The sequence below is a fragment of the Mesorhizobium waimense genome, from assembly GCF_003601975.1.
GTDB classification, from domain to species: domain Bacteria; phylum Pseudomonadota; class Alphaproteobacteria; order Rhizobiales; family Rhizobiaceae; genus Mesorhizobium; species Mesorhizobium waimense.
In genome coordinates this window covers 396,460-419,589 of the sequence record NZ_QZWZ01000002.1, presented here as the reverse complement: position 1 = coordinate 419,589, position 23,130 = coordinate 396,460, and the positions used below count along the sequence as shown (strand labels likewise).

Below are 23,130 nucleotides of genomic sequence, written 5' to 3'. Positions count from 1 at the left end.
GAGAATGAAATGTCTATCCTGTCATCCATTGGTCGCCTCGCGACCGAATTCAGCGCAGCCCGCGCCCGCTACCAAACCGAACGCGCCATCCGCTCGCTGCCGATCGAACTGCAGAAGGACATCGGCTGGCCCGAAGCCGCCGACACCAGAACCGGTGCACGCAACGGCGTTGGATCCTGGGCTGGAGCGAAGTAAATCGTGTGTATCAAAGTCTGAAGGCCTGCCGCAGAGATCCGGCAGGCCTTTTTATTTGCATTCAAATGATTTCTGCAAGCCATGCCGCCGCTGCATGACGCATATGAGCCAACTGCATAGCAGCCCATTTTTCGAATTAACGCACTGTAAATAATCGTAAATTCTGGGCAGACTGCCCAACAATGTCGCAATCGATGTCGCTTTTCATATCAAGCGCTTCGCTTTTGTGATTTAGTTTTCGCTCACACAAGCTTATATCACCGCCAGCAAACGAGCTGCCCCACTCCATCAAGCGAAGGCGACCCGTCTGAGCAACCGAATGGAGATGAACATGAAGCTTTTTGCCCGCCTCTTCGCCCGCCGCGAGATGAACCTGACGACCGCTCTCGAGCGCCAGCGTCTTTCCAAGACCATGCCTGGCCAGACCGGCGCCATGAATGCGGCGCGCCTCGGCTTCGTCGCCTGAGATACCGGCTTCAAGTGCAGCGCTCCCTGCCGCTGCTTCGAGGTTGACGCCGCTTCGGTTCTGCCGGGGCGGCGTTCTATTTTGCCCAGCCGGGTCGGCAATTGCCCGGTCCGCTGGCACGGCCTGCCCGTCGCGCAAGACAATTGCCCATTTGCGACCCATGTCGCAAATTTAGTTGCCGCAAAGCCCTCTACCCGATTGACAGGAATGGTTTTTCCTGATGACGCTATGCTGTTCGCGACATCCTGTTCGCGTCATGGCCGCGCGAGGTTTCCCGTGAATGCCGTAAAGCATCCGATCAGAAGATCGTTTGTATTTTTCCTTATTCCCGATTTCACGATGATCGCCTTTGCGACGGCGCTCGACCCGCTGCGTTCGGCCAACCGGATGCTCGGCTACGAGGCCTATCGCTGGCGCCTTGCCAGCATCGACGGCAAACCGGTGCGCGCCTCGAACGGCGTCGAATGCGCCGTCAACACATCGCTTGAGGAAGAGCGCAGGAAGATGGCCGGGCCGGATCGGCCCAACATGGCGATCGTCTGCAGCGGCACCAATGTCGAGCGCTATCAGAACAAGTCGGCCTTCGCCTGGCTGCGCGAGGAGTACAATCGCGGCGTCGCCGTCGGCGGTCTCTGCACCGGCGCGCATATCCTGGCCGCCGCCGGCCTGTTGTCGAACAAGCGCTGCGCCATCCATTGGGAGAACCTGCCCGGCTTTTCCGAGGCCTTCCCCAAGGCCAATGTCTTTGCCGACCTGTTCGAGATCGACCAGAACATCTACACCTGCGCCGGCGGCACCGCCGCGCTCGACATGATGCTGAAGCTGATCGGCGACGATTTCGACGAAAGTCTCGTCAACCGGGTGTGCGAGCAGGTGCTGACCGACCGCGTGCGCAGTCCGACCGACCGCCAGCGCCTGCCGCTGCGCGCCCGCCTCGGCGTACAAAACTCCAAGGTGCTCACCATCATCGAACTGATGGAAGCAAACCTGTCCGAGCCGCTGTCGCTGATCGAGATCGCCGACCATGTCGACCTGTCGCGCCGTCAGATCGAGCGCCTGTTCCGCACCGAGATGGGCCGTTCGCCTGCCCGCTACTATCTGGAGATCCGCCTCGACCGGGCCCGACACCTGCTGATCCAGTCGTCGCTGCCGGTGGTCGAAGTCGCGGTCGCCTGCGGCTTTGTCTCTGCCTCGCACTTCTCCAAATGCTACCGCGAACTCTATGCCCGCTCGCCGCAGCAGGAGCGCGTCGACCGCAAGCAGTTGCTGGCCGCCTAGAGCAATTTCAGGAAAAGTGTGAAGCAGTTTCCCGTCCGGAATTGCGTAAAACAAAGAGTAAGAGCAATTCCAGGAAAAGTGTGAAGCAGTTTCCCGCCCGGAATTGAGTCAAAACAAACAGATAGAGCGGAAACGATGAACCGCTCTAGCCCTGTCAGACCTTGGCCAATACAGGTTCGTCTTTTGCGGCGGCCTGCCTCAGTACCAGTCGTCGCAGTAACACTCGGCAGATGAGATGCGGTCGTTCCAGCCGCTGCCGCCGAAATCACGGACCCGGCGATTAAGCTCGATCGACCGGCCCCGCATCCTCGAATCCTCATAGGCGACGAACGTGCAACCGCGACGCACGATCACCGACGATGCGCGGTCGTTCCAGAACTGGCCGCCGCGAAAACTCACCGAATCATTGGCCCCCATCTCAATCGCGCGGCCGCGAAAATTTGCATGCTCGAACATGACGCAGCCGGTCTCACCGTCATATTGGGCGCTGGCAGTGCCGGCACAAACCACCGAGGCAATAGCCGTCAGGATGACAAGTTTCTTCATAAGCATTCTTCTCCTCAACCGCATTGCCGCCAGCGGCCTGATCTCGCCCGGCGCATGCGAGTTTGCCATTGCTCAGGCCAAACAGGCAATCCACCGCATCAGCCAAGAAAGGAAACATGCGAAGATTGAGCGTATCCGCTCTGCGCGCTATCGGGCGTCGAACATCCAGCTGCGATCGCGCCACATTTTCTCACCGACCTGGCAATCGGCGACAGGTACGTCCTGCGCCAAGACGATCGGCGGATGATCTGCCTCTTCCGCCACCCATTGCGGCGAGGCCGGGCCGGCAAGTTCCAGCACCAGCTTGCGGCGGATCGCTTCGGGAAACTGCGTCCAGTCATTGACTGGGATCATGAAGGCGCCGGGGCCGCCGATGACACAATCGCTGTAGTAGCGATCGAGATTGTTGACGTCATAGACGCCGCTAAAGCCGCCTCGCGTCATCAACGGCAGCCCGTTGATGGTGATGCCTTGCCTGACCACCTGGTCGCGGATGAAATTGACCGGCGCGCCCTGGTTGTTGGGACCGTCACCGGAAATGTCGATGACGCGCTTGACGCCCTGGAAGCCACTTTCGGCAAAAAGGTCGCTGCCGAACTGCAGCGCGCCGGAAATCGATGTGCGCCGGGCGCTGCCCGGCGGATGGGCGGAAAGCTGGGCGGCCACTCGCTCGGCGTCGGCACGACTGGCGATCACCGTCCACGGCACGACGACCTGCTGCCAGGTGGCGCCGGCCCATTCGACATAGGTGACGGCGATCTTGCCATAGGCACCGTCGGCAATGGCCTTCAGAACGCTCTCATGCGTCAACGCCGCCGAATAGCCGTGGCGCTGGATTTCGAGTTCATCCGGCGACATCGACAGCGAAACATCGACGGCCAGCACCAGCTCGATGTCGACGGGTTCCGCGGCGAGGGTTCGCGAGGTCGGGCCAAGCAACAGCGCCAATGCGGCGGCGCTCGAAAGCAAGTATCCTGCATGGCCAGAAGCGGACATGACGCAAAGGTAAGCGAGAATCGCCGTTCGACAAAGAGAAAAGCCCGACAACGGATCCGGCTTTTGCAATCACGCACTTCCGCTGATCATCGTTTGTTGACTGGCCAGCCCCCTTACCCCTCCAATCGACAGGCTCTGCCTCGTCCGGTTTGGCTTCGCCAGCCTTGGCAGACGACCGCACGATGCGCCTTTCCCGACTTGGCCGCGAACAGCTGTCCAGTTCGGTTTGAACGACGGGGGGGAACCACAACAGAACACCGGCGGCTGCCGCTGGCAGGATTATGGCGAAGCGAAGAACCGACAGTACCATGCCGGAGATGCCGACGATCTGCGCCGCCCGACGCGCGCCGAAGCGAGGCAAAAGCAAGTCCCTGGCGATCGTGCCGCCATCCAACGGAAAAGCCTAGAACGTTGAGTATGGCAAGGACAAGGTTCAACAGCGCACCAAGCCAAAATGTCCATGCAAGAGGACTGGCCGGGCGTAAGGCGAGCCAGCCAAAAGGCCGATCCGAAGCGAGAGGGCGGAGAGACCCCAAGGTTAGGTAGCAGCATGCAGCAAACGCCACTGCCAAAATGAAGTTCGTCAGAGGACCTGCAAATGCGATCCGCGCCCACATATAGGGCTGCGGCTTTACCGGCCGGGTAGATTTGAAATGCGTCAGCCCGCCGAACAAATACAACTCTATCCGCTCGGTCCCTATGCCCAGCCGGCGCGCGGCCCGCACGTGCGCAAGCTCATGCAGGAACACTGACAGAAACAACAGCGCTCCGAAAATGAGCGTATGAGTGAGCGCGTCCAGCGGCCTTTTCCGCCACTCATAAACGAAAGGCAAGACGACAGGAATCGCAAAGGTCCAGAGATGCGAACAGGTATGTCGCCGCGCAGCCAAAACACCAGCGCATCGTTCTTCTTGTCCCAGCTCAAGAGACGCAATTGCCGTTCTCCCCCAAAGCAACGGTAGGCGAGAATCGCTCCTGAACAAAGCAAAAAGGCCCGGCTTCGGCCGGGCCTCTGCATCTAGAAACTTTGCCGGAATTCCAAGAAACTAGCTGCGCGGCTTGAGGTTCTCCGGGTCGTAGAGCGGCTTGTAGCCGACAGAAGCGACCTCGACCGGATAGGTCTCGCCGAAATATTCGACTTTGAACTTGCGGCCTTCCTGGCAATACGCCCACGGCAAATAGGCAAGCGCGATGTTCTTGCCGATCGTCGGACCGTAGGCGATCGACGTGGTGAAGGAGCGGCGGCCAAGCTCGTCGACGAGCGTGTCGCCCGTATCCGGGTCCATCACCGGCAAGGTCCCCACGGGATAGCGAGCAACACCCTTGGAGTCGGTATTGTCCGTCATCACCAACGTGCACAGCATGGCCGGCTGGTGCTCGCGGGCGCGATACTCCACATGCTTGGCTTTGCCGCAGAAATCATTCTCCTTGACCTTCGGGCGGGCAAGATCGGCTTCGAGCAGGTTGTACTCCGTCAGAAGGTCGGCATTCTGCAGCCGCAGGCTCTTTTCCAAGCGGCGCGTGTTGGCATAGGTCTCGACACCGAAAGGCATGACGCCGGTCGAACGCAGCGCGTCCCAGACGGCTAGCCCGTCCTCGTAGCGCATATGCAGCTCCCAGCCCTGCTCGCCGACATAGGAGATGCGGAAAGCGGTGACGTCCTTGCCCCCGATTTTGACCGGCTTGATCGCGGCGAAGGGAAAATTTTCGATCGAGAGCCCGTCCGGATTCTCGACCACCTTCTGCAGGGTCGCCCGCGCGTTCGGGCCCCAGATGCCGATGGTGACGAATTTTTCCGTCACGTCGGTGATGGTGACATCAAAGCCCTTATCCTGCGCGGTGCGGCGCATATACTGGAAGTCCCGCGGCCCGGCATCGGCGCCGTCGATCACCCGGCAGCGGTCGGCCATGCGGATCACCGTAAAGTCGGCGCGCACCATGCCTTCCTCGTCGAGGAAGTGGGTGTAGATGCCTTTGCCGATGTTGTTGTCGCCGCCGACCTTGGCCGCGCACAGCCACTCAAGCAGCGCGACATGGTCCGGACCTTCGACGTCGTACATGGAGAAATGCGACAGGTTGACGATGCCGCAATCCTCGCTCATCGCGAGATGCTCGGCATTGGAGACGCGCCAGAAATGGCGGTTGTCCCATTCATCCTGGCGCACCGGAACGCGGTTGCCGTATTTCTCCAGAAGATGTTCGTTGGCGGCATAGCCATGCGCGCGCTCCCAGCCGCCGAGCTCCATGAAGTAGCCGCCAAGCTCCTTCTCGCGCTCCCAGAACGGCGATCGGCGGATGTTGCGGCCCTTGGAGAAGGGCTCGCGCGGATGCACCGCCGGATTGTAGACCTTCATCGCCGTCTCGGTGCAGCGGTCCCAGATGAACTCCTCTTTCATCTGGTGCGGATAGAAGCGCGAATAGTCGATGGCGTGGTGGTCGATCGACGTGCGGCCGTCGGTCATCCAGTCGGCGATCAGCTTGCCCATGCCGGGGCCGTCCTTGACCCAGATGGCGACGGCGTACCAGAGACCTCTCACCTTCTGGCTCTCGCCCATCGACGGGCCGCCATCGGTCGTCACCTGCAACAGACCGTTGAAGGAATGGCTTTCATTGTAGCCAAGTTCGCCGAGGATCGGCGTCAGTTCCATGGCGCGTTCGAGCGGCGCCAGGATCTGATCCATGTCGAGGTCGCGCTGCGAGGGCGAAAGGCGCGCCTGGTCCTTTTCCAGCAGGTCGCGCGGATGGCAAAGGCGCGGATCGGTCTCTTCGTAATAGCCCCATTCGATCTGCCCGCCTTCGGCGGTCTTGGGGTCGCCGGTGTCGCGCATATAGGCCGAGTTGCCCTGATCGCGCAGCAGCGGCCAGCCGATCTCCTTGCCGGTGCCGGCGAACTCGGTATAGGGCCCGAAGAAGGTCAGCGGATGGTCGATCGGCATGACCGGGAGGTCTTCGCCGACCATTTCGGCGGTCAGCCGGCCCCATATGCCGGTGCAGACCACGACGTAGTCGGCCATGATCGTGCCGCGGTCGGTCACCACGCCCTTGATGCGGCCGTCCTCGACGATGAGCGACCTGGCCGATGTATTGGCGAATGACTTCAGCTTGCCGGAGGCTTCCGCCTGGTCGACCAGCTTGCCCGCCACCGTCTGCGAGCGCGGAATGACCAGACCGGCATCGGGATCCCACAGGCCGCCCTGCACCATCTCTTCTTCGATCAGCGGGAACTTCTGCTTGATCTCGGCCGGCTCGATCAGCCTGGCGCGGGTGCCGAAGGCCTTGGCCGAGGCGATCTTGCGCTTGATCTCGGCCATGCGGCTGTCGTCACTGACGCGAGCGACCTCAAGACCGCCGATGCGGGCGTAGTGGCCCATCTTCTCGTAGAAATCGATCGAGTAGAGCGTCGTCCAGCAGGACAGGAAATCGTGGCTGGTCGTGTAGCAGAAGTCGGAGGCGTGCGCCGTCGAACCGATGTCGGTCGGGATGCCCGATTTGTCGATGCCGACAATATCAGTCCAGCCGCGCTCGATCAGGTGATGGGCGACCGATGCGCCCACGATCCCGCCCAGCCCGACGATGACGACCTTCGCCTTTTCCGGAAACCCTGCCATTGCCCGCGACTCCAAGATGACATGCGGGCGCGCCGGCGCCCGTTTCGATTGGCGCACAATATGCAGAGGACGGCGATTGAGCTACCGCCTGTTTGCGACACGCCGCAGGTACGGCGCGACCCTGCCTACAGGCCGCTGTCGCAGGCGCCGAAATTGACCATCTGGAACGGTTTGCCGCCTCCGAAGCGCGCCCTCAGCGCCGCCTCGGCCAAACCGAGCGACAAAGCGTGCTGTCCAGGCTGGACATCGAACCTATGGCTTGTCTCCGGGAATTGCATGGAGTGCGGCACGGCGAGGACTCGCCGATGTCCACAATGCCATCAGCGGGCCGGCAAGCAGCAGATAGGGCGGCAGCAGATTGGGGAAATAAATACGCGTGTCGTGGATCGGAAATACCGCGAACTTCGCCAGCACGCCGAGCACAAGGGCGGCAAGCAGAATGCCGGCGCGGCGGTCGAGCCGGAAACCGGCACGGCCCAGCCCATACCATCCGGCCAAGGCCAGCACCGAGACGCCGACCCAGCTGTTCATGTCGACGGCGCGGAGCAGTGAGGCTGCGAACGCCTTGAGATAGGCGGCGAGCGAAAATGGCGGCTCGAAACCGTCCATATTGTAGTGTTGCTCGATGCTGGAGAACCACAGATGCGGCCACCAGCCGGGATGATGAGCCCAGTGCGAGATGGCGAAATAGGCAATGAAGGACAAGGCAAAGCCGGCCAGAGCGCCCCACGCCTTCTGCCGGAACGCGACAAGCAGCACGGCGAAAATGGCAAGGAAAACGATATTGTCCGGCCGCGCCATGAAGGCGAGGAAGAGCAGGACTGCGGTTGCTGCCTCGCGTCCCCGCACATAGGCAAGCAGCCCGCCGAGGAACAGCGCCGAGCACAGCAGGTCCGGCGTCGATGCCCGCGCCGCATCCCCGAATTCGGCCATGATCAGCACCGCGCCGACGACCGGCGCTAGCGCCATCGCGCCCTCAGCGCGCAACCAGAGCAGCGCGACAGTGCCAAACAGCAGCACCGAGAATACCTGTAGCACCCGCATAGCCTCGACCGGCGACATGACCGAGCTCATGGTCGACAGTATTTCGGCATAGAGGAACTTGATCCGGTACATGCCGAGCAGCGAGTGGAAGTCGGCGGCGTTCTCCGCCATGTGGCTGCGGTAGCCGCCGCCATCATCGATCAGCATCTTGTAGTCGGCCGCCGAGACGCCGGCCTTGACCGTGCTGTAGGCATAGTCGTGCAAGGCCTGCGGGTCGGGATAGTTGCCTTCCTCGGCGATCGCCAGATAGGGCAGCATGTCCCAGTTGGCGTCGGGCATGATCCACGCCATCATCGCCGTCAGCAGGATGTAAAGCGAAAAGGCAACGGCCCCGATCGGTGCTGCGAACCGTGCATAGGTCCCCTCGCCCCACGCCAGGCCGGCTTCGGTAAGCCGGTCGAGCGGGTTGTTCGGAGCGGGCGACTTGGTCAGCATCGTCGAACTCACCGAACCTGGCTTTTGACGAAGTCCTTCACGATCGACACGATGCCGCGCGACAGCAGGCTGTCGAAAGCATCGACGAAACGATCGACATGCTCGCGCAGGCAGATCAGCGGCGGCTCGAGACGGATGACGTTGCGGTTGTATTCGGTGAAGGCGACGAGCACGTCGTAGTCGCGCAGCAAAAGCGCACCGACGAAGCCGGACAGCGAGCCCTTCAGCTTGTCGTCGAGCACGCTGACGATAGGCCTGAGCACCATCGGCAAGGTCTGCGAGAAATCGTGGAACTCGAGCCCGACCATCAGGCCCTTGCCGCGCACGTCCTTGATGATCTTCGGATATTTCTCCTTCAGCGCCTGCAGCCGCTGCAGCAGATAGTCGCCGGTGGCGGCGGCATTGTCGATCAGCCCCTCGTCATAGAGCACATTGAGCGCCTCGATCGAGGTGACGCATGCCTCGCCCATGCCGCCGAAGGTGGCCATGGCATGGATCATCGCAGTCTTCGGCGTGCCATAGGCCTTCATGTAGATCTCGCGCCGGGCGATCATGGCGCCGACCGCCGCCTTGCCGCCGCCGAGCGACTTGGCCAGCGCCGTCACATCTGGAACCACCCCGTAGTGCTCGAAGGCATAGAAGCGCCCCGAACGGCCATAGCCGCACTGGACCTCGTCGGCGACCCAAAGCACGCCGTGCTGGTCGCACAGCGCACGCAGCTTCTGCCAGTACTCGGCAGGCGCCTGGATGATGCCGCCGCCGCCCTGGATGGTCTCGAGCACGATGACGCCGATCTCAGGATCGCTGCGGAAGGCGCGTTCGACAGCCTCGATGTCGGCAAAGGGGATGCGGACCGTATTGTCCGCCATCTTGAACTCGGCGCGGTAGAGCAGGCCATCGGTGATGCCGAGCACACCCTTGGTCTTGCCGTGGAAGGAATTCTCGGCATAGACGACCTTCGGCCGCTTCGGCCCGGCGGCGCGCTCGGCGAGCTTGACTGCCGCTTCCATCGCCTCCGAGCCGGACGAGCCGAGGAACACCATGTCGAGGTCGCCGGGCGAGCACTTGGCGATGTTGTGCGCCAATGCCGCCGCATATTGCGACATGAAGGCGATGGCGATTTCCTGGCACTTTTCCTCCTGGAACTTACGGCGCGCTTCGAGGATGCGCGGATGGTTGTGGCCAAAGGCCAGCGAACCGAAACCGCCGAAGAAATCGAGGATCTTGCGGCGGTTCTGGTCGATGTAGAACATGCCTTCGGCGCGTTCGATCTTGATCTTGTGGAAGCCGAGCAGCTTCATGAAATGCAGCTGGCCCGGATTGAGATGCGCCTTGAACAGGTCGGTCATCCGCGCCACGTCCATCGTCTTTGCCTGCTCGACGCTGATCAGGTCGGGCTTGGCGATGGTGGCGGGCGACAGCGACGGCGCGCTGACCATGGTGCGCGCGTTCGTGTGCTCGGGTTTGGCCATGACGGTCATATCAAAAATCCTCTGTTCGGCGGGGCCAGCTATTCGGCAGGCACATGTTTGGCGACGACGGCATGGCCGTCCTTCTTGGCGCGGTATTCGCTGTAGGCGGCGATCAGCATGTCCTCGTCGCGGTATTGCGGCACCCAGCCGAGCTGGCGCCCGGCCTTTGACACGTCGAGCACGCATTCCTCGTCGGCGATCAGGTACTGTTCAGGATCCATGATCGGCAGGTTCATGAGGTCGAGCAGGTCGAGCGTGCGCTTGACGGCCCAGCCTGGTGTCGGGATCAGCAGCGATTTCGACCCGGCATGCTTGATCAGGTGACCGAGCAATTTCTTGACCGGCGGCGGGTTGAGCGAGCCCAGATTGTAGGCCTCGTTCGGCACGCCGGCCTTCCAGGCGGCGCGCGCAGCTTCAGCGCAGTCGAACACCGAGATGAACTGATAGGGGTTCCTGCCCGAGCCGATCATCGGCACCGGAAAATTCCAGTCGATCAGCTTGAACAGTTTTTCAAGGATGCCGAGTCGGCCGGGGCCGATGATCAGGCGCGGCCTAAACAGCGAAATCGACATGCCGCGCTTGCGCCACTCGGCGGCCAGCTCCTCGGTCTTCTGCTTAGACCAACCATAATCGCCGAGCGGCGCGACCGGATGCTCCTCAGTCATCGGCATCGTCACCGTATGGCCGTAGATCATGTCGGTCGTGTAATGGACCAGCTTTGCGGCGCCGGCCTTGTCCATGGCCTGCATGATGTGTTCGGTGCCGTGGAAATTCACCGGGAAGAAGAACTCGTGGCGCTTGGCACGCACCTGGATCGGCGACAGCATTTTCGCCGAAAGGTTGTAGACCATGTCGTCGCCCTTGAGCCCAAACGCAGCGACCGAGGCCGGATCGGTGACATCGCATTTGACGAAACGGACCGAGCGGTAGTGCGGCAGGTCGCTCTTGACGATGTCGGCGACGACCACCTCCTCGCCGTCGGCCACGAGCTTGGGAGCAAGATGACGGCCGACGAAACCGTCGCCGCCGAAAATCACATGTCTCATCGAACGATCTCGCTGTGAATCTTGTCGGACGAAAGGGAAGCCGTTTCCTCCTCATGCCCGCGCCCGCTTTGGGCGATCAGCACCGTGCCGACGCAGATGCAGGCGATACCGGCGATGCGCCAGCCATTGAGGTCTTCGCGGAAGACGAAATAGGCGAAGATCGCGACCGCGACATAGGCAAGGCTGAGGAACGGATAGGCGAAGCTGAGCTCGACCTTGGACAGCACATAGAGGTGCGAGGCCATCGAGATGACGAAGGTGCACAGCCCAAAGAACACCCAGGGGCTGAAGACGATCTGCAGCAGCTTCAAAAGCGGGTTGGTGCCTTCGACCGAAATCGGCCCGAGCGACATCATGCCTTGCTTCAGCATCAGCTGCGCCGCGGCATTGGTCATGACCGTAAAGAGAATGAAGACGATGTATTTCATGGTTGCCACCCGCCCTGCAGCGGTCCTACTACAAACCTGCAAAGAATTCGTGAAGTCACACGAAAGTTTTGAGTAAATCCTGGTGTTAACACTTCATTTACCACGATTTATTCAAACTCTATCTATTCCGCAGCCTCGACCGTTCCTCGCCGCACATCCAGTTTCTTCGCCGTCCGCGCCCAGAAGTCGGAAATGAAGACAGGGTCGCGGAGCGCCTCCAGCCGCTGCCATTCCGGGAACGATGCCGCGAAGGTCTCGGCACCCATCCGGGCGTCCTTGTAAGAATTGACCGCGCCACCTGCCTCGACAGTGATCCGGTCGAGTTCCTTGAGCAGATTGAGCGTCTTTTCACCCCGGTTGGGGAAATCCAGCGTCAGCGTATATCCTGCTCGAGGGAACGAAAGCAGCGCCGGCGAACGCACTGCGCCGAAGCGCTTGAGCACGGTGAGGAACGACCCCTGCCCGGCTCGTCTCGCCGCCTCCAGCAGCGCCGGCACGGCTTGGCGGGCAGCGTCTTCCGGCACCACGCTCTGATGCTGGAACAGCCCTTTCGGACCATAGAGCCGGTTCCAGTCTCCGACGCCGTCGAGCGGAAAGAAAAAGCCTTGGTAGCCGATCTGGCGCGGCGCCGCCGAGCGGCCTTTTTTCCAGCGATAGGCGGCGTTAAAGGCGGTCAGGAACGGCCGGTTGAGGACATTGAACGGCGGCTGCAATGGCACCGAAAGGCGCCCGCCGGCGCGCGAGGCCTTGTGGGAGCCATGCTCGGCATGGTTGCCGGTGAGCAAAAGCCCGCGCCCTCGGCCATGGCCGCCGGCGAGCTGGTCGATCCAGGCGACGGCATATTCATTGGCCTCGTCGGCGGCTTCCGCCAGGTCGAAGAATTCGACGAGATCGCGAAACGGCGTCGCCTTCTCGACGATGTCGAGCGAAGGCACCCGCATCAGCCGGATCGAGGCCGACAGGATCAGGCCGGTCAGCCCCATGCCGCCGATCGTCGCCCGGAACAGCCTTGCATTGCTCGCATCCGAGCAGCGGTAGCTACGCCCGTCCGAGCGCAGCAGCGTGAAAGAAACGACATGGCAGCCGAACGTGCCGCGCCGGTGATGGTTCTTGCCATGGACATCGTTGGCAATGGCGCCGCCGAGCGTCACGAACTGCGTGCCTGGAACCACCGCCGGAAAGAAGCCGTAGGGCGCGGCATGGGCGATGATGTCGGACAGAAGCACACCAGCGTCTGCTTCGAGAACACCGGTCTCGGCATTGAAGGTACGGATGCGGTTCAGCGGCCGCATGTCGACGACCGAGCCCGCCTCGTTCTGGCAGGAATCGCCATAGGAACGGCCATTGCCATAGCCGAGCAGCGAGCCGTTCTTCGCCGCGCGGCCCTTGAGCAGCGCGATCGCGTCATCTGCCGCGACCGCGCGCGGCGCCGGCGGCGTGGCGCGGCCGAAACTTCCGAAGCGCTCCGTCGCCATCCCTACCAGCCTCCGGCGACCAGCAGCGCCGCACCGATCAGCACGACGATCTGGCTGCGCCAGTCGCGGATGATGAAGACGACAGGATCGTCATGCATTTCGTTGCGGCGGGCGAGGATCCAGACTCGCATGGTGAGATAGAGCACGATCGGCGCCAGCGGCCAGACCAGCCAGGGATGCGGGTAGAGTTCGCGCACCGAGACGCTGTCCATATAGAGCGCCAGCACCAGGGCGGAGGAAAAGGCCGAGGCCATGCCGGCCTGAGCGACGATCTCCTGGTCTTCGGTGCGGTAGCCACGGCCGGCAATGCGCTCGCCGGCCGGAATCGCGGTGGTGCGCAATTCGACATAGCGCTTCACGAGCGCCAGAGACAGGAAGAAGAAGATCGAGAAGGCAAGCAGCCAGAACGAGACGTCGACACCCGTCGCCGCCGCACCCGCCAGCACGCGGATAGAATAGAGGCCGGCCAAAGTCAGCACGTCGACCAGAAGCATGCGTTTGAACGACAGCGAATAGGCCGTGGTGACGACTATGTAGCCGCCGAGCACGCCAAGGAATTCGAGCGACAGGAACAGGCCCGCGGCGACGCCGATCGACAGCAGCACCAGGATCGCGCCCATGCCGAACGGGATCGACAGCGCGCCGCTGGCGAAAGGCCGGTTGCGCTTCGTCGGATGCCTGCGGTCCAGCGCGAGGTCGAAGAAATCGTTGAGGATGTAGATCGCGGACGCCACTGCGCAGAACGAAACGAACGCCACCGCGCATTCCCAGATCATGTCGATGTTGAAGTATTCATGCGACAGCACCATCGGCACCGCGATCAGCACGTTCTTCAGCCATTGATGCACGCGCAGCATCTTGACGAAGGTCTTGAGGGTCGGTTTCGGCGTCGGCACCGTTTCGGCGCCATGGGCGGCCTGCCAGCGCGCGGCGCGACGGTCGGGCGCCACGACGATCGCACTGCGCGCGGCGTCGAACACCCTGACATCGTGCCGGCTGTTGCCGGCATAGTCGAAACCGCCATCGCCATAGGCGGCGACGAGCGAGGCGCGCTTCCTGCCCGACGTCATATTGTGCGGACCGTCGGTCGCCAGCACGCGATCGAAAATGCCGAGATGGGCTGCGATCGCCTCGGCGAATTTGCGCGGCGTACCCGTCGCCAGCACGATCTTGCGGCCTTCGCCATGCTCTTTGCGCAGCCGCTCGAGCAGGATCTCGCGGTAGGGCAGCGAGGCCGGATCGATGTCGATTCGGTCGGCGATCGCCTGCTTCAGCCGTGCCGGGCCTCCGGCCAGCCAGAACGGCACCAGGAAAATATAGAGCGGATTCTTCTTGAGAAGGATGAACAGGCCTTCCCACAAAAGGTCCGTTGCAATCAGCGTGCCGTCGAGATCGACCGCAAGCGGGATTGCGTTCCTGTCCGACCTCGCGTCCATTTTTTCCTGCCCTGCCTGAAGCACATGACACCGAATGCCGGTCCGGATGGGGTCATGTGCAGATACACCCCGCGCCATGTTTCGGCGTCTTGGCATCGGATATAGCGGGAGATGACGTAACGATCGTTAAAACGCCCGGTTGTGGCAGGACGGCGCGCTGGTATTTCCCGCGTCATTGTTAAACAAGTACTACCGCAAACAATAAAAGGCCGGGCAATGCCCGGCCTTCGCAAAAGATGCTGCCGCAAGTTTACTTGATGCGGGCGACGCCGCCCGAGATCTCGACAGTTTCCGAGCCGGTCAGGGCTTCGAGGTCACCATTGGGCAAGGTGACGAAACAGCCGTTCGGGCAGAATTCCACGGTTTCGCCGGCGGCCAGAGCCAGCTCCGTCTTGCCGCCGCCCTCGGTCACGATCAGCGTCCGGGTCTCGGCGTCCTTGTTGACCGCGCTGGCGGCGAAAGCCGACCCGCCCACGGCAAGAAAAGCGATGGCGGCGACGACAGACTTCCACATTTTGCAATATCGGTGTTTCCACACCGCCTCTGGTTGCATTTTGCAAGGCATTCTCGCCCTTTGCATGCGAGCTTATATGACTTGCAAGCTGAACCGCAACTGAATGCCGCATTCATGCCGCAATTGGTTTTCGCCGCATGTAGCACAGTTCCAAGGTGTGCTGAGATTCAGGTCAGGCCGAGCCGAAAATGGTGGGTTCCGAGAACCGGAGCGGAGCGTGCACCCGAAGCGAAGGAGCCCGGCATTGCAGGCCGGCATCACCTGAATATCAGTACACCTTAATCCGGGTCGGGCTTGCGGCTCTTGCGCTTCGACTTCGCCAGGCGTTCCCTCTCGATCGCGGCTGCGGCTTCCGCCTCCTCGCGCTCGGCGAATTCGGCTTCCATCTTGTCGTCGTCGATCGGCCATGCCTCGTGCTTCTTTACCTCGGCGCGCGGCGTCGAGGGGATCTCGATATGCTCGCCGTCGAAAGTATCGAGAACCGTGAAGCGGATGTCGTTCTGCACGATGGCGCCGTTGAGCACGTCGGCAAGAAACACCCGGATCTCGAATTCGAGCGCCGCCGCGCCGAAATTGGTGAACAGCACGAACGGCTCCGGATTCTTCAGCACTAGCGGATGGCTGCGCGCAATGTCGAGCAGCAGGGCGTGCACCCGCTTGACGTCGCTGCCATAGGCGACGCCGACCTTGATGTCGACGCGGCCGAGCTTGTTGCGGTGCGTCCAATTGCCGACCGCGTTGTTGATCAGGTTCGAATTTGGCAGGATCACCGACTGCCGCTGGAACGTCTCGATCTCGGTGGCGCGCACGCTGATCTTCTTGACGGTGCCGCTGATGTCACCGGCAACGATCCAGTCGCCGACCTTGAACGGTCGCTCGGCGAGCAGGATCAGGCCCGAAACGAAGTTCGACACGACATTCTGCAAGCCGAAGCCGATACCGAGGGAAAGCGCACCGGCAACGAGCGCCAGATTGGACAGATCGATGCCCGCCGCCGAGACGCCGACGAGAGCTGCGAGTGCGACGCCGGCATAGCCGACGGCCAGCCGGATCGAGTTGCGCACGCCGGTATCGACCCGGCCGCGCGCCATCACCGAGCCGTCGAGCCAGCCCTGGAACCAGCGCGTCAGGAAGTAGCCGATGACGAAAACGACGATGCCGCTGAGGATGCCAAGGAACGAGATGGTCACCGAACCGATGGAGACGCCGGTCGCCAGCTTGTAGGCCCAGGCCTGGATGTCGCCGGGCTGGAACCCCCACATCAAAAGGATCAGCGGCAGGAACACCAGCACGATCATCAGGTTGATGGCGATGCTGACGACCAGGCCAAGTTGGTCGAGCGCGGTTTCCTCATAGCTGGAATTGGTGGAAAGCCAGTGACCGATCGAAGTGCCGGCGAAACCGCCTTCCTCGCCGATCTCTCGTGCCGAAAGAAAGCCGATATAGGCGGTGATCAGGACAGTGCCGGTGACCACGACCTGAAGCGAGACGAAAAGGGCAAGGCCGATATAGCCGAACAGCGCCGCCGCGATGGTGAAAAGACCGAGCGCAACGGCAGTGTAGCGCAGCCATGCCGGCCAGGGGCGCCAGCCTCCGTCGCGTGCCTTGAACGGTTTCAGCAACGCCATCAGGATCAGGATGACGCCTACGATGATGGTGGCGACAAAACTTCTGACGATGGTGACCGACAGCGGCGAGCCCATCTTGTCATTGACCACCGACAGGAAATTGTTGACGCCGATGACAATCGCCATGGCTGTCGTCAGCCGCACCAGCCAACGCGCCGGACCTGTCTCGACCGGTATCAGACGCCAGTTCGGCAGCCGCGGCTCCAGCGCCGCATTGGTCAGCCGGTTGACGCAGAACACCACCGCGATGACGGCAGCCAGCGCGTTGAGGAAGACGCCGATATCGCCGCGCAGGACGTTGTAATAGTTGAACAGGAAAACCGTCGAAGCGAGGAAGGCGCCGACCGCCAGCGTCGGCAGTAATGTCGACCAGAACGCCACCGACAATCGGCTGAGATAGGAAGGATCCTCGATCGACGCATCGGCTTCGAAGATACGCCCGAACAGGCGGCGGCCGCCGACCAGCAGCACCACTGCGAGCGCCAGCGCCATGAAGGTCGCCGCAAGCATCGCCTTGAACTTGAATTTGAAGGCAAAGCCAAGCCAGGACGACACGGCCTTGTAAAGGTTTGCGTATTCGTCCTGGGCGTCGGAAACGACCTGCGGACTCAGCGCGTCGGAAAGTTCATAGCGTTTGGTCAGAAGGTTGCGGAACAGCTCGCTGCGCATGTTGCCGATCTTGTCGATCAGCCCACTGATGCGAATCGACAGGTTCTGCGCGGCAGCGATGACGGCGTTGATCTCGGCCTTTTCCGACGCCAGCGCCTGGCGTTCGCCGGTGACGATGTCGGGCTCTTGCGGCTGCCCCGTGGCCGGCGGCGGCCCCAGTGTCTCAATCCGGTTGTTGATGTCGGTGAGCCGTGAACGGAAGGCGAGCGCGCTGGTCAGCGCTGCCCGAGACATTTCCTCCAGCTGCAGCCGGACTTCCACGAGCGAGGCATCGTCCTCGCTGTCCTGCTGTATTTTCTTCTCGAGACCGTCGGTCTTGGCGGTCAGGTCCTGGATGGCCTTCTGCTGGTCAGTGATCAAACCCGCCGCGCCCTGGCCGATCGCCTGCGCCATCGCGTCGAACGACTGCGGCGCCGCGACGACAAGCGCAAGGATCAGGATCAGGCGGAGCAATCGAAAAAACATCTGTGGTCTGGCGACTCGCGGCAAAGGCCGGTTCTGAAAACCCATCCTTGATAAAGGCGCTCCTATCATGGGGCAACCCGTCCCGGCTGGCGCGGTTTCGGAGTCGGCCAGTCGAAAAGCGATGGCGCAATCTTGGCTTTGCGGCAGCGGCCTGCTCTATAGTCTGCCGCATCGCACAAGCGGATGGTTGCAGCGCGGCCCATCCGAAGCTCATGACAGGCTCCAAAAGTATGGCCGAATACTCCGCCCTTTCGCTCCTCAAGAACGCTTTCACCGGAAACAAGGACTGGAAGCCCGCCTGGCGCAAGCCGGACCCCAAGGCGTCCTACGATGTCATAGTCATCGGCGGTGGCGGGCATGGATTGTCGACGGCCTACTACCTCGCCAAGGAGCATGGCATCACCAATGTCGCGGTGCTGGAAAAGGGCTGGCTCGGCTCCGGAAATGTCGGCCGCAACACCACCGCGGTGCGCTCCAACTACCTGTTGCCGTCCAACACACGCTTCTACGAACACTCGATGAAGATGTGGGAGAACCTCTCGCACGATCTCAATTACAACGTCATGTTCTCGCAGCGCGGCTGCCTGAACCTTGCGCATACCCCGGCCCAGTTCGACGACTATGCCCGCCGCGGCAATGCCATGCGCCATCTCGGTGTCGATGCCGAACTGATGACGGTGGCCGAGATCAAGCGGCTGGTGCCGGCGCTGGACGTTTCCGGTTCGGCGCGCTTCCCGATCTTCGGCGGGCTAATGCAGCCGCGTGCCGGCAGTGCCCGCCACGATGCTGTCGCCTGGGGCTATGCACGCGGCGCTGACCGTCGCGGCGTCGACATCATCGAGAACTGCGAGGTCACCGGTTTCCTGCGCGACGGCGACCGCATCACCGGCGTGTCGACGACGCGCGGCGAAATCCGCGCCAAGAAGGTAGCGCTCGCCGTTGCCGGCAGCACCGGTCGGGTGATGCAGCTTGCCGGCATCGACAAAATGCCGATCGAGAGCCACGTGCTGCAGGCCTTCGTGACGGAATCGCTGAAACCCATCATCGATACGATCCTGACCTTCGGCATGGGTCACTTCTACATCTCGCAGTCGGACAAGGGCGGCCTCGTCTATGGCGGCGACCTCGACGGCTACAACAGCTACGCCCAGCGCGGCAGCCTACCTATTGTCGACGAAGTGATGAGCGAGATGCTGGCGCTGTTCCCCGGTCTTGCCCGCGTGCGCATGCTGCGCTCATGGGGCGGCGTCTGCGACATGACGATGGACGGTTCGCCGATCATCACCACCGGGCCGCTGCCCGGCATGTATCTCAACTGCGGCTGGTGCTACGGCGGCTTCAAGGCGACGCCGGCCTCGGGCTGGTGCTTTGCCTGGACCATTGCCAAGGACGAGCCGCACGACTTCAACGCTCCCTTCACGCTCGACCGCTTCCATCGCGGCCTTGTCATCGACGACAAAGGCCAGGGCGCCACCCCTCGGCTGCATTAGGGTCCAAACAAGATGCTGATCACCTGTCCCTATTGCGGCCCGCGCGACGTCATCGAATTCACCTATCAGGGCGACGGCAACCGCCAGCGTCCGCAGCCTGCCTCGCAGGATCTCGACGCCTGGAACGCCTATGTCTACGACCGGCTGAACCCGGCCGGCGACCACAACGAGATCTGGCAGCACTCCGGCGGCTGCCGCGCCCATCTCAGGGTCGTGCGCAACACGCTGACGCATGAAATCTCGAGCAGCGGCTTCGCGCGTGGCGACCACAAGGCTGCCCGGCACAAGCTGGAGGCCAAGTCGTGAGCCCGCGCCGCGCCGAAACCGGCGGCCGCATCGACCGGCTGCGCACCATCCGCTTCACCTTCGACGGCACGCCCTACACCGGTTATGCCGGCGACACGCTGGCCTCGGCGCTGCTTGCCAACGGCGTCACGCTGTTCGGCCGGTCGTTCAAGTACCACCGCCCGCGCGGCGTGCTGACCGCCGGCGTCGAGGAGCCGAACGCGCTGGTGACGGTGCTGCGGGGCGAGGTTCGCGAACCGAACATCGCCGCCACCATGGTCGAGATCTATGACGGGCTGGTAGCGGTCAGCCAAAACCGCTTCCCATCGCTCGCCTGGGACGTAAACGCCATCAACCAGCTCGGCGGCAAGATCCTGTCGGCCGGCTTCTATTACAAGACCTTCATGGGACCGGTGATCGGCCCGCTGAAAGGCACCCGCTTCTGGATGTTCTGCGAGCATTTCATCCGCCGCGCCGCCGGCCTCGGCAGGGCCGGCACCACCGCCGATCCGGAGCGCTACGAGCGCATGAACGCCTTCTGCGACGTGCTGGTGGTCGGCTCCGGCCCGGCGGGGCTGATGGCCGCCAGGGCGGCGGCCGATCAAGGCCAGCGCGTCATCCTCTGCGAGTTGGAGCCGAATTTCGGGGGCTCGGCCAATTGGTCCCGCGAGACCATCGACGGCACGCCCGCGGCGGACTGGGCGGCGCGCGCCATCGGCCAGCTCGAAGGCCATGACAATGTCCGTCTGCTGCCGCGCACCACGGTCTGGGGTTACTATGACGGCAACACGCTGGCTGCACTTGAACGGGTCACCGACCACAAGGAAGCCCCGGCCAGGGGCGAGCCGCGTCATCGCTACTGGGCGATTCGCGCCAGGTCGGTGGTGCTTGCCACCGGCTCCTTCGAGCGGCCGCTGGTGTTTCCCGGAAACGACCGGCCGGGTGTCATGCTGGCGCATGCCTCCGAGCGCTACGCCAACGAATATGGCGTTTTGCCGGGCGACAGGATTGCGCTGTTCACCAACAATGACAGCGCCTATCGCTCGGCGCTGGCGCTGAAGAATGCGGGCGCTGCGATTGTCGCCATCATCGATGTTCGCCAGGAGCTGTCGGGCGAGATGCGCAAGCTGGCCACCGAGGCCGAAGCCGAGATCCTGTCCGCTCATGCCGTGGTCGCCACCGAAGGCGGCAAGGCGCTTTCCGGGCTCAAGGTGCAGCGTTTCGACATGGTGAGCGGCGCGCTGACCGGCGATGCGCGCAGCATCCATGCCGACTGCCTGCTGATGTCGGGCGGCTGGTCGCCGACCATCCACCTCGCCAGCCAGGCGGGCGCTAGCGCAGAGTGGGACGCCGCGCGCCAGGCCTTTCTGCCGCCGAGGCCGACGCAGAAATGGGTCGGCGCGGGCGCCTTCACCGGCAGCTTCTCCACCGCCGAGGCTATTGCCGAGGGCCGCACCGCCGGTCTTTCCGCGGCCGGAGCAACAGGTGCGCCGACCGCGTTGCCGGTCGTGGAGGGCGCTCCCGGCGACCCCGATCCTGCGCCGGTCTTCGAGATCAAGGCGAAGGGAAAAAGCTTCGTCGATTTCCAGCACGACGTGACGGCCGAAGATGTGCGCCTTGCCCATCGCGAAGGCTTCGTCTCGGTCGAGCACCTGAAGCGCTACACCACGCTCGGCATGGCGACCGACCAGGGCAAAAGCTCCAACGTGCCGGGCCTCGCCATCATGGCCGAGGCGCTCGGCAAGCCGATCCCCGAAGTCGGCACGACCCGCTTCCGGCCGCCCTACTCGGCGGTGTCGATCGGCTCGCTGGCGGCGGAACGCTTCGGCGACCTGAAGCCCGAGCGGCTGACGCCGATGCATGACTGGCACATTGCCAACGGCGCGACGATGTATTCGGCCGGCCTCTGGTATCGCCCGATGATCTACGGCCTTGCCGGCGAGACGATCGAGCAGGCCTATGTGCGTGAAGCCAAGGCGACCCGCGACAGCGCCGGCATCGTCGATGTCTCGACGCTGGGCAAGATCGCCGTGCAGGGGCCGGACGCAGCGGAATTCCTCGACCGCGTCTACACCAACATGTTCTCGACGCTGGCCGTCGGCAAGGCCCGCTACGGGCTGATGCTGCGCGAGGATGGGCTCGCCTTCGACGACGGCACCACATGGCGGCTCGGCGAGCAGGATTTCCTGATGACCACCACCACGGCCAATGCCGGTAAGGTGATGCAGCATCTGGAATACTTCCTCGACGTCATCTGGCCGGAGCTGAAGGTCACTGTCACCTCGGTCACCGACGAATGGGCGGGCGCTGCCATCGGCGGCCCGAACGCGCGCGCAATCCTCGCCGCTTGCGTCAAGGGGACCGCCGTCGACAACGCTACCTTGCCGTTCATGGGCATCGTGCGCGGCGAGATCGCAGACGTGCCCGTCATGATCTGCCGGCTCTCCTTCTCCGGCGAGATGGCCTTCGAGGTCTATTCCGGCGCCGGCTACGGCACCCATGTCTGGGAAGCACTAATCGGGGCCGGCAAGCCGTTCGGGCTGGTCACCTATGGGCTGGAAGCGCTGGGCACGATGCGCATCGAGAAGGGCCACGTCACCGGCGCCGAGATCGACGGCCGCACCACGGCGCGCGACCTGCATCTCGACTGGATGCTGTCGAAGAAGAAGCCTTTCATCGGCTCGGCGATGATGGACCGCGAGGGCCTGATCGCGCCCGACCGGCTGCAACTCGTCGGTCTGGTTTCGCTCGACAACCGGCCACTCAACGGCGGCGCTCATATCGTCGAGGAACTGGACGAAGCCAATCCGCACGATTCCATCGGCCACATCACCGCCTGCTGCTACTCGCCGGCGCTCGGTAAGCACATCGCGCTGGCGCTGGTCAGCGGCGGCAAGGCGCGGCACGGCACGCGCGCCTTCGTTTCCGATCCGCTGCGCAACCGGTTCGGGCCGATCGAGATCGTCTCCAACCACTTCTACGATCCGGACGGGAGCCGCATGCATGGTTGAGCGCCAATCACCGATTGAGCCGGAACTGCATCCCGGCTCGCACGGCAATTTCGAGCATGGCGTCGAAATCATCCTGACCGAGACCAGACCCGGCTCGATCCTGCAGCTTGCCGCATGGCCGGGTGAGGAGAAGCGTCTGATGGCGGGCATCCGCACCGTCACCGGCCTTGCCCTGCCTGACGGCGCCGGCGGCGGCATCGCCGATGGCGTCAAGGCTGTGTTCGGCTTCGCGCCGGGAAAGTTCACCGTGGTCGACGATGCCGAGGGCCTGGCCTCGGCCTTTGCCGGTGTCATCACACCGGCGATCGGCACCGTCACCGACCTGTCGCATGGCCGTACCGCGATCCGCATCGCTGGCCCGAAGGCCGAATGGGTGCTGGCCAAATTCTTCGCCATCGACTTTGCGTTGCCGGCCTTCCCGGTCGGGGCCGGCCGCTCGACCACCCATCACGATGTCTTTGCCCAAATCCAGCGCACCGGCGCTGACCAGTTCGATATCTATGTGTTCCGCTCCTTTGCCCGCTCGTTCTGGAAGGCGCTCTGCCATGCGAGCGAGGAAGTGGGCTACGAGGTGCAATAAAGCTCTGCCGGCCGTCCACTTGGCATTATGGACCGGCACAACTGCTGCTTGAGCCTTGGGCCA

At 62.9% G+C, this 23,130-nt stretch carries 19 protein-coding genes; 7 read left to right on the top strand and 12 right to left on the bottom strand.

The window, feature by feature from the left end; genetic code table 11:
* Positions 1 to 9: 9 nt before the first annotated feature.
* From D3227_RS04540 to D3227_RS04530, 3 genes are all read left to right on the top strand, one after another.
* Entirely contained in the window at positions 10 to 195 is a 186-nt protein-coding gene (locus D3227_RS04540) for a hypothetical protein (protein WP_120013060.1), read from the top strand.
* A gap of 331 nt (positions 196 to 526) precedes the next feature.
* Positions 527 to 661, top strand: coding sequence for a hypothetical protein (locus D3227_RS43700; RefSeq protein WP_120013059.1), 135 nt, complete (start codon positions 527 to 529; stop codon positions 659 to 661).
* A gap of 339 nt (positions 662 to 1,000) precedes the next feature.
* Positions 1,001 to 1,939, top strand: coding sequence for a GlxA family transcriptional regulator (locus D3227_RS04530; protein WP_425374477.1), 939 nt, complete (start codon positions 1,001 to 1,003; stop codon positions 1,937 to 1,939).
* Between the two features lie 198 nt (positions 1,940 to 2,137).
* Here the strand turns inward: D3227_RS04530 and D3227_RS04525 are convergent, their stop codons facing one another.
* The 12 genes from D3227_RS04525 to D3227_RS04465 all read right to left on the bottom strand — a co-directional run bounded on the left by D3227_RS04525 (position 2,138) and on the right by D3227_RS04465 (position 17,701).
* Positions 2,138 to 2,485 carry a peptidase inhibitor family I36 protein gene (locus tag D3227_RS04525; RefSeq protein WP_120013057.1) on the bottom strand — a complete coding sequence of 116 codons (348 nt, stop codon included), beginning with the start codon at positions 2,483 to 2,485 and terminating at the stop codon, positions 2,138 to 2,140.
* 147 nt (positions 2,486 to 2,632) lie between these two features.
* Positions 2,633 to 3,481, bottom strand: a complete 849-nt coding sequence (locus D3227_RS04520) for a DUF1194 domain-containing protein (RefSeq protein ID WP_167480589.1) — start codon at positions 3,479 to 3,481, stop codon at positions 2,633 to 2,635.
* Between the two features lie 113 nt (positions 3,482 to 3,594).
* Entirely contained in the window at positions 3,595 to 4,242 is a 648-nt protein-coding gene (locus D3227_RS44240; protein WP_167480588.1) for a site-2 protease family protein, read from the bottom strand.
* A gap of 285 nt (positions 4,243 to 4,527) precedes the next feature.
* Complete coding sequence (locus D3227_RS04510) at positions 4,528 to 7,089, bottom strand: GcvT family protein (protein WP_120012875.1); 2,562 nt, start codon at positions 7,087 to 7,089, stop codon at positions 4,528 to 4,530.
* A 252-nt stretch (positions 7,090 to 7,341) separates the two neighbouring features.
* The gene (locus tag D3227_RS04505) at positions 7,342 to 8,568 is read right to left on the bottom strand and encodes a hypothetical protein (protein WP_120013056.1); all 1,227 of its coding nucleotides are present in this window, start codon (positions 8,566 to 8,568) and stop codon (positions 7,342 to 7,344) included.
* Positions 8,569 to 8,576: 8 nt separating this feature from the next.
* The gene (locus D3227_RS04500) at positions 8,577 to 10,007 is read right to left on the bottom strand and encodes an aspartate aminotransferase family protein (protein ID WP_208646337.1); all 1,431 of its coding nucleotides are present in this window, start codon (positions 10,005 to 10,007) and stop codon (positions 8,577 to 8,579) included.
* A 71-nt stretch (positions 10,008 to 10,078) separates the two neighbouring features.
* Positions 10,079 to 11,086, bottom strand: coding sequence for an NAD-dependent epimerase/dehydratase family protein (locus D3227_RS04495; RefSeq protein WP_120012871.1), 1,008 nt, complete (start codon positions 11,084 to 11,086; stop codon positions 10,079 to 10,081).
* Positions 11,083 to 11,514 carry an EamA family transporter gene (locus tag D3227_RS04490; RefSeq protein WP_120012869.1) on the bottom strand — a complete coding sequence of 144 codons (432 nt, stop codon included), beginning with the start codon at positions 11,512 to 11,514 and terminating at the stop codon, positions 11,083 to 11,085. Before D3227_RS04490 ends, D3227_RS04495 begins: the two co-directional genes overlap by 4 nt.
* 122 nt (positions 11,515 to 11,636) lie before the next feature.
* Positions 11,637 to 12,989, bottom strand: coding sequence for an FAD-binding oxidoreductase (locus D3227_RS04485; protein WP_120012867.1), 1,353 nt, complete (start codon positions 12,987 to 12,989; stop codon positions 11,637 to 11,639).
* Between the two features lie 2 nt (positions 12,990 to 12,991).
* Positions 12,992 to 14,425: a UbiA family prenyltransferase gene (locus D3227_RS04480; RefSeq protein ID WP_120012865.1), complete on the bottom strand. Its 1,434-nt coding sequence runs from the start codon at positions 14,423 to 14,425 to the stop codon at positions 12,992 to 12,994.
* Positions 14,426 to 14,675: 250 nt separating this feature from the next.
* Entirely contained in the window at positions 14,676 to 14,939 is a 264-nt protein-coding gene (locus D3227_RS04475) for a hypothetical protein (RefSeq protein ID WP_006335571.1), read from the bottom strand.
* A gap of 278 nt (positions 14,940 to 15,217) precedes the next feature.
* The gene (locus D3227_RS04465; protein WP_120012859.1) at positions 15,218 to 17,701 is read right to left on the bottom strand and encodes a mechanosensitive ion channel family protein; all 2,484 of its coding nucleotides are present in this window, start codon (positions 17,699 to 17,701) and stop codon (positions 15,218 to 15,220) included.
* Between the two features lie 230 nt (positions 17,702 to 17,931).
* Between D3227_RS04465 and D3227_RS04460 the strand changes: the two genes are divergently transcribed.
* From D3227_RS04460 to D3227_RS04445, 4 genes are read left to right on the top strand one after another with little or no spacing between them, the layout of a single operon-like run.
* The gene (locus D3227_RS04460) at positions 17,932 to 19,191 is read left to right on the top strand and encodes a sarcosine oxidase subunit beta (RefSeq protein WP_120012857.1); all 1,260 of its coding nucleotides are present in this window, start codon (positions 17,932 to 17,934) and stop codon (positions 19,189 to 19,191) included.
* A gap of 12 nt (positions 19,192 to 19,203) precedes the next feature.
* On the top strand, positions 19,204 to 19,497 hold the full coding sequence (locus D3227_RS04455) for a sarcosine oxidase subunit delta (protein WP_120012855.1): 294 nt from the start codon (positions 19,204 to 19,206) through the stop codon (positions 19,495 to 19,497).
* Complete coding sequence (locus D3227_RS04450) at positions 19,494 to 22,487, top strand: sarcosine oxidase subunit alpha (protein ID WP_120012854.1); 2,994 nt, start codon at positions 19,494 to 19,496, stop codon at positions 22,485 to 22,487. The genes D3227_RS04455 and D3227_RS04450 overlap by 4 nt, the downstream gene beginning before the upstream one ends.
* Complete coding sequence (locus tag D3227_RS04445; RefSeq protein ID WP_120012852.1) at positions 22,480 to 23,067, top strand: sarcosine oxidase subunit gamma; 588 nt, start codon at positions 22,480 to 22,482, stop codon at positions 23,065 to 23,067. The genes D3227_RS04450 and D3227_RS04445 overlap by 8 nt, the downstream gene beginning before the upstream one ends.
* The last annotated feature ends 63 nt before the right edge of the window (positions 23,068 to 23,130 follow it).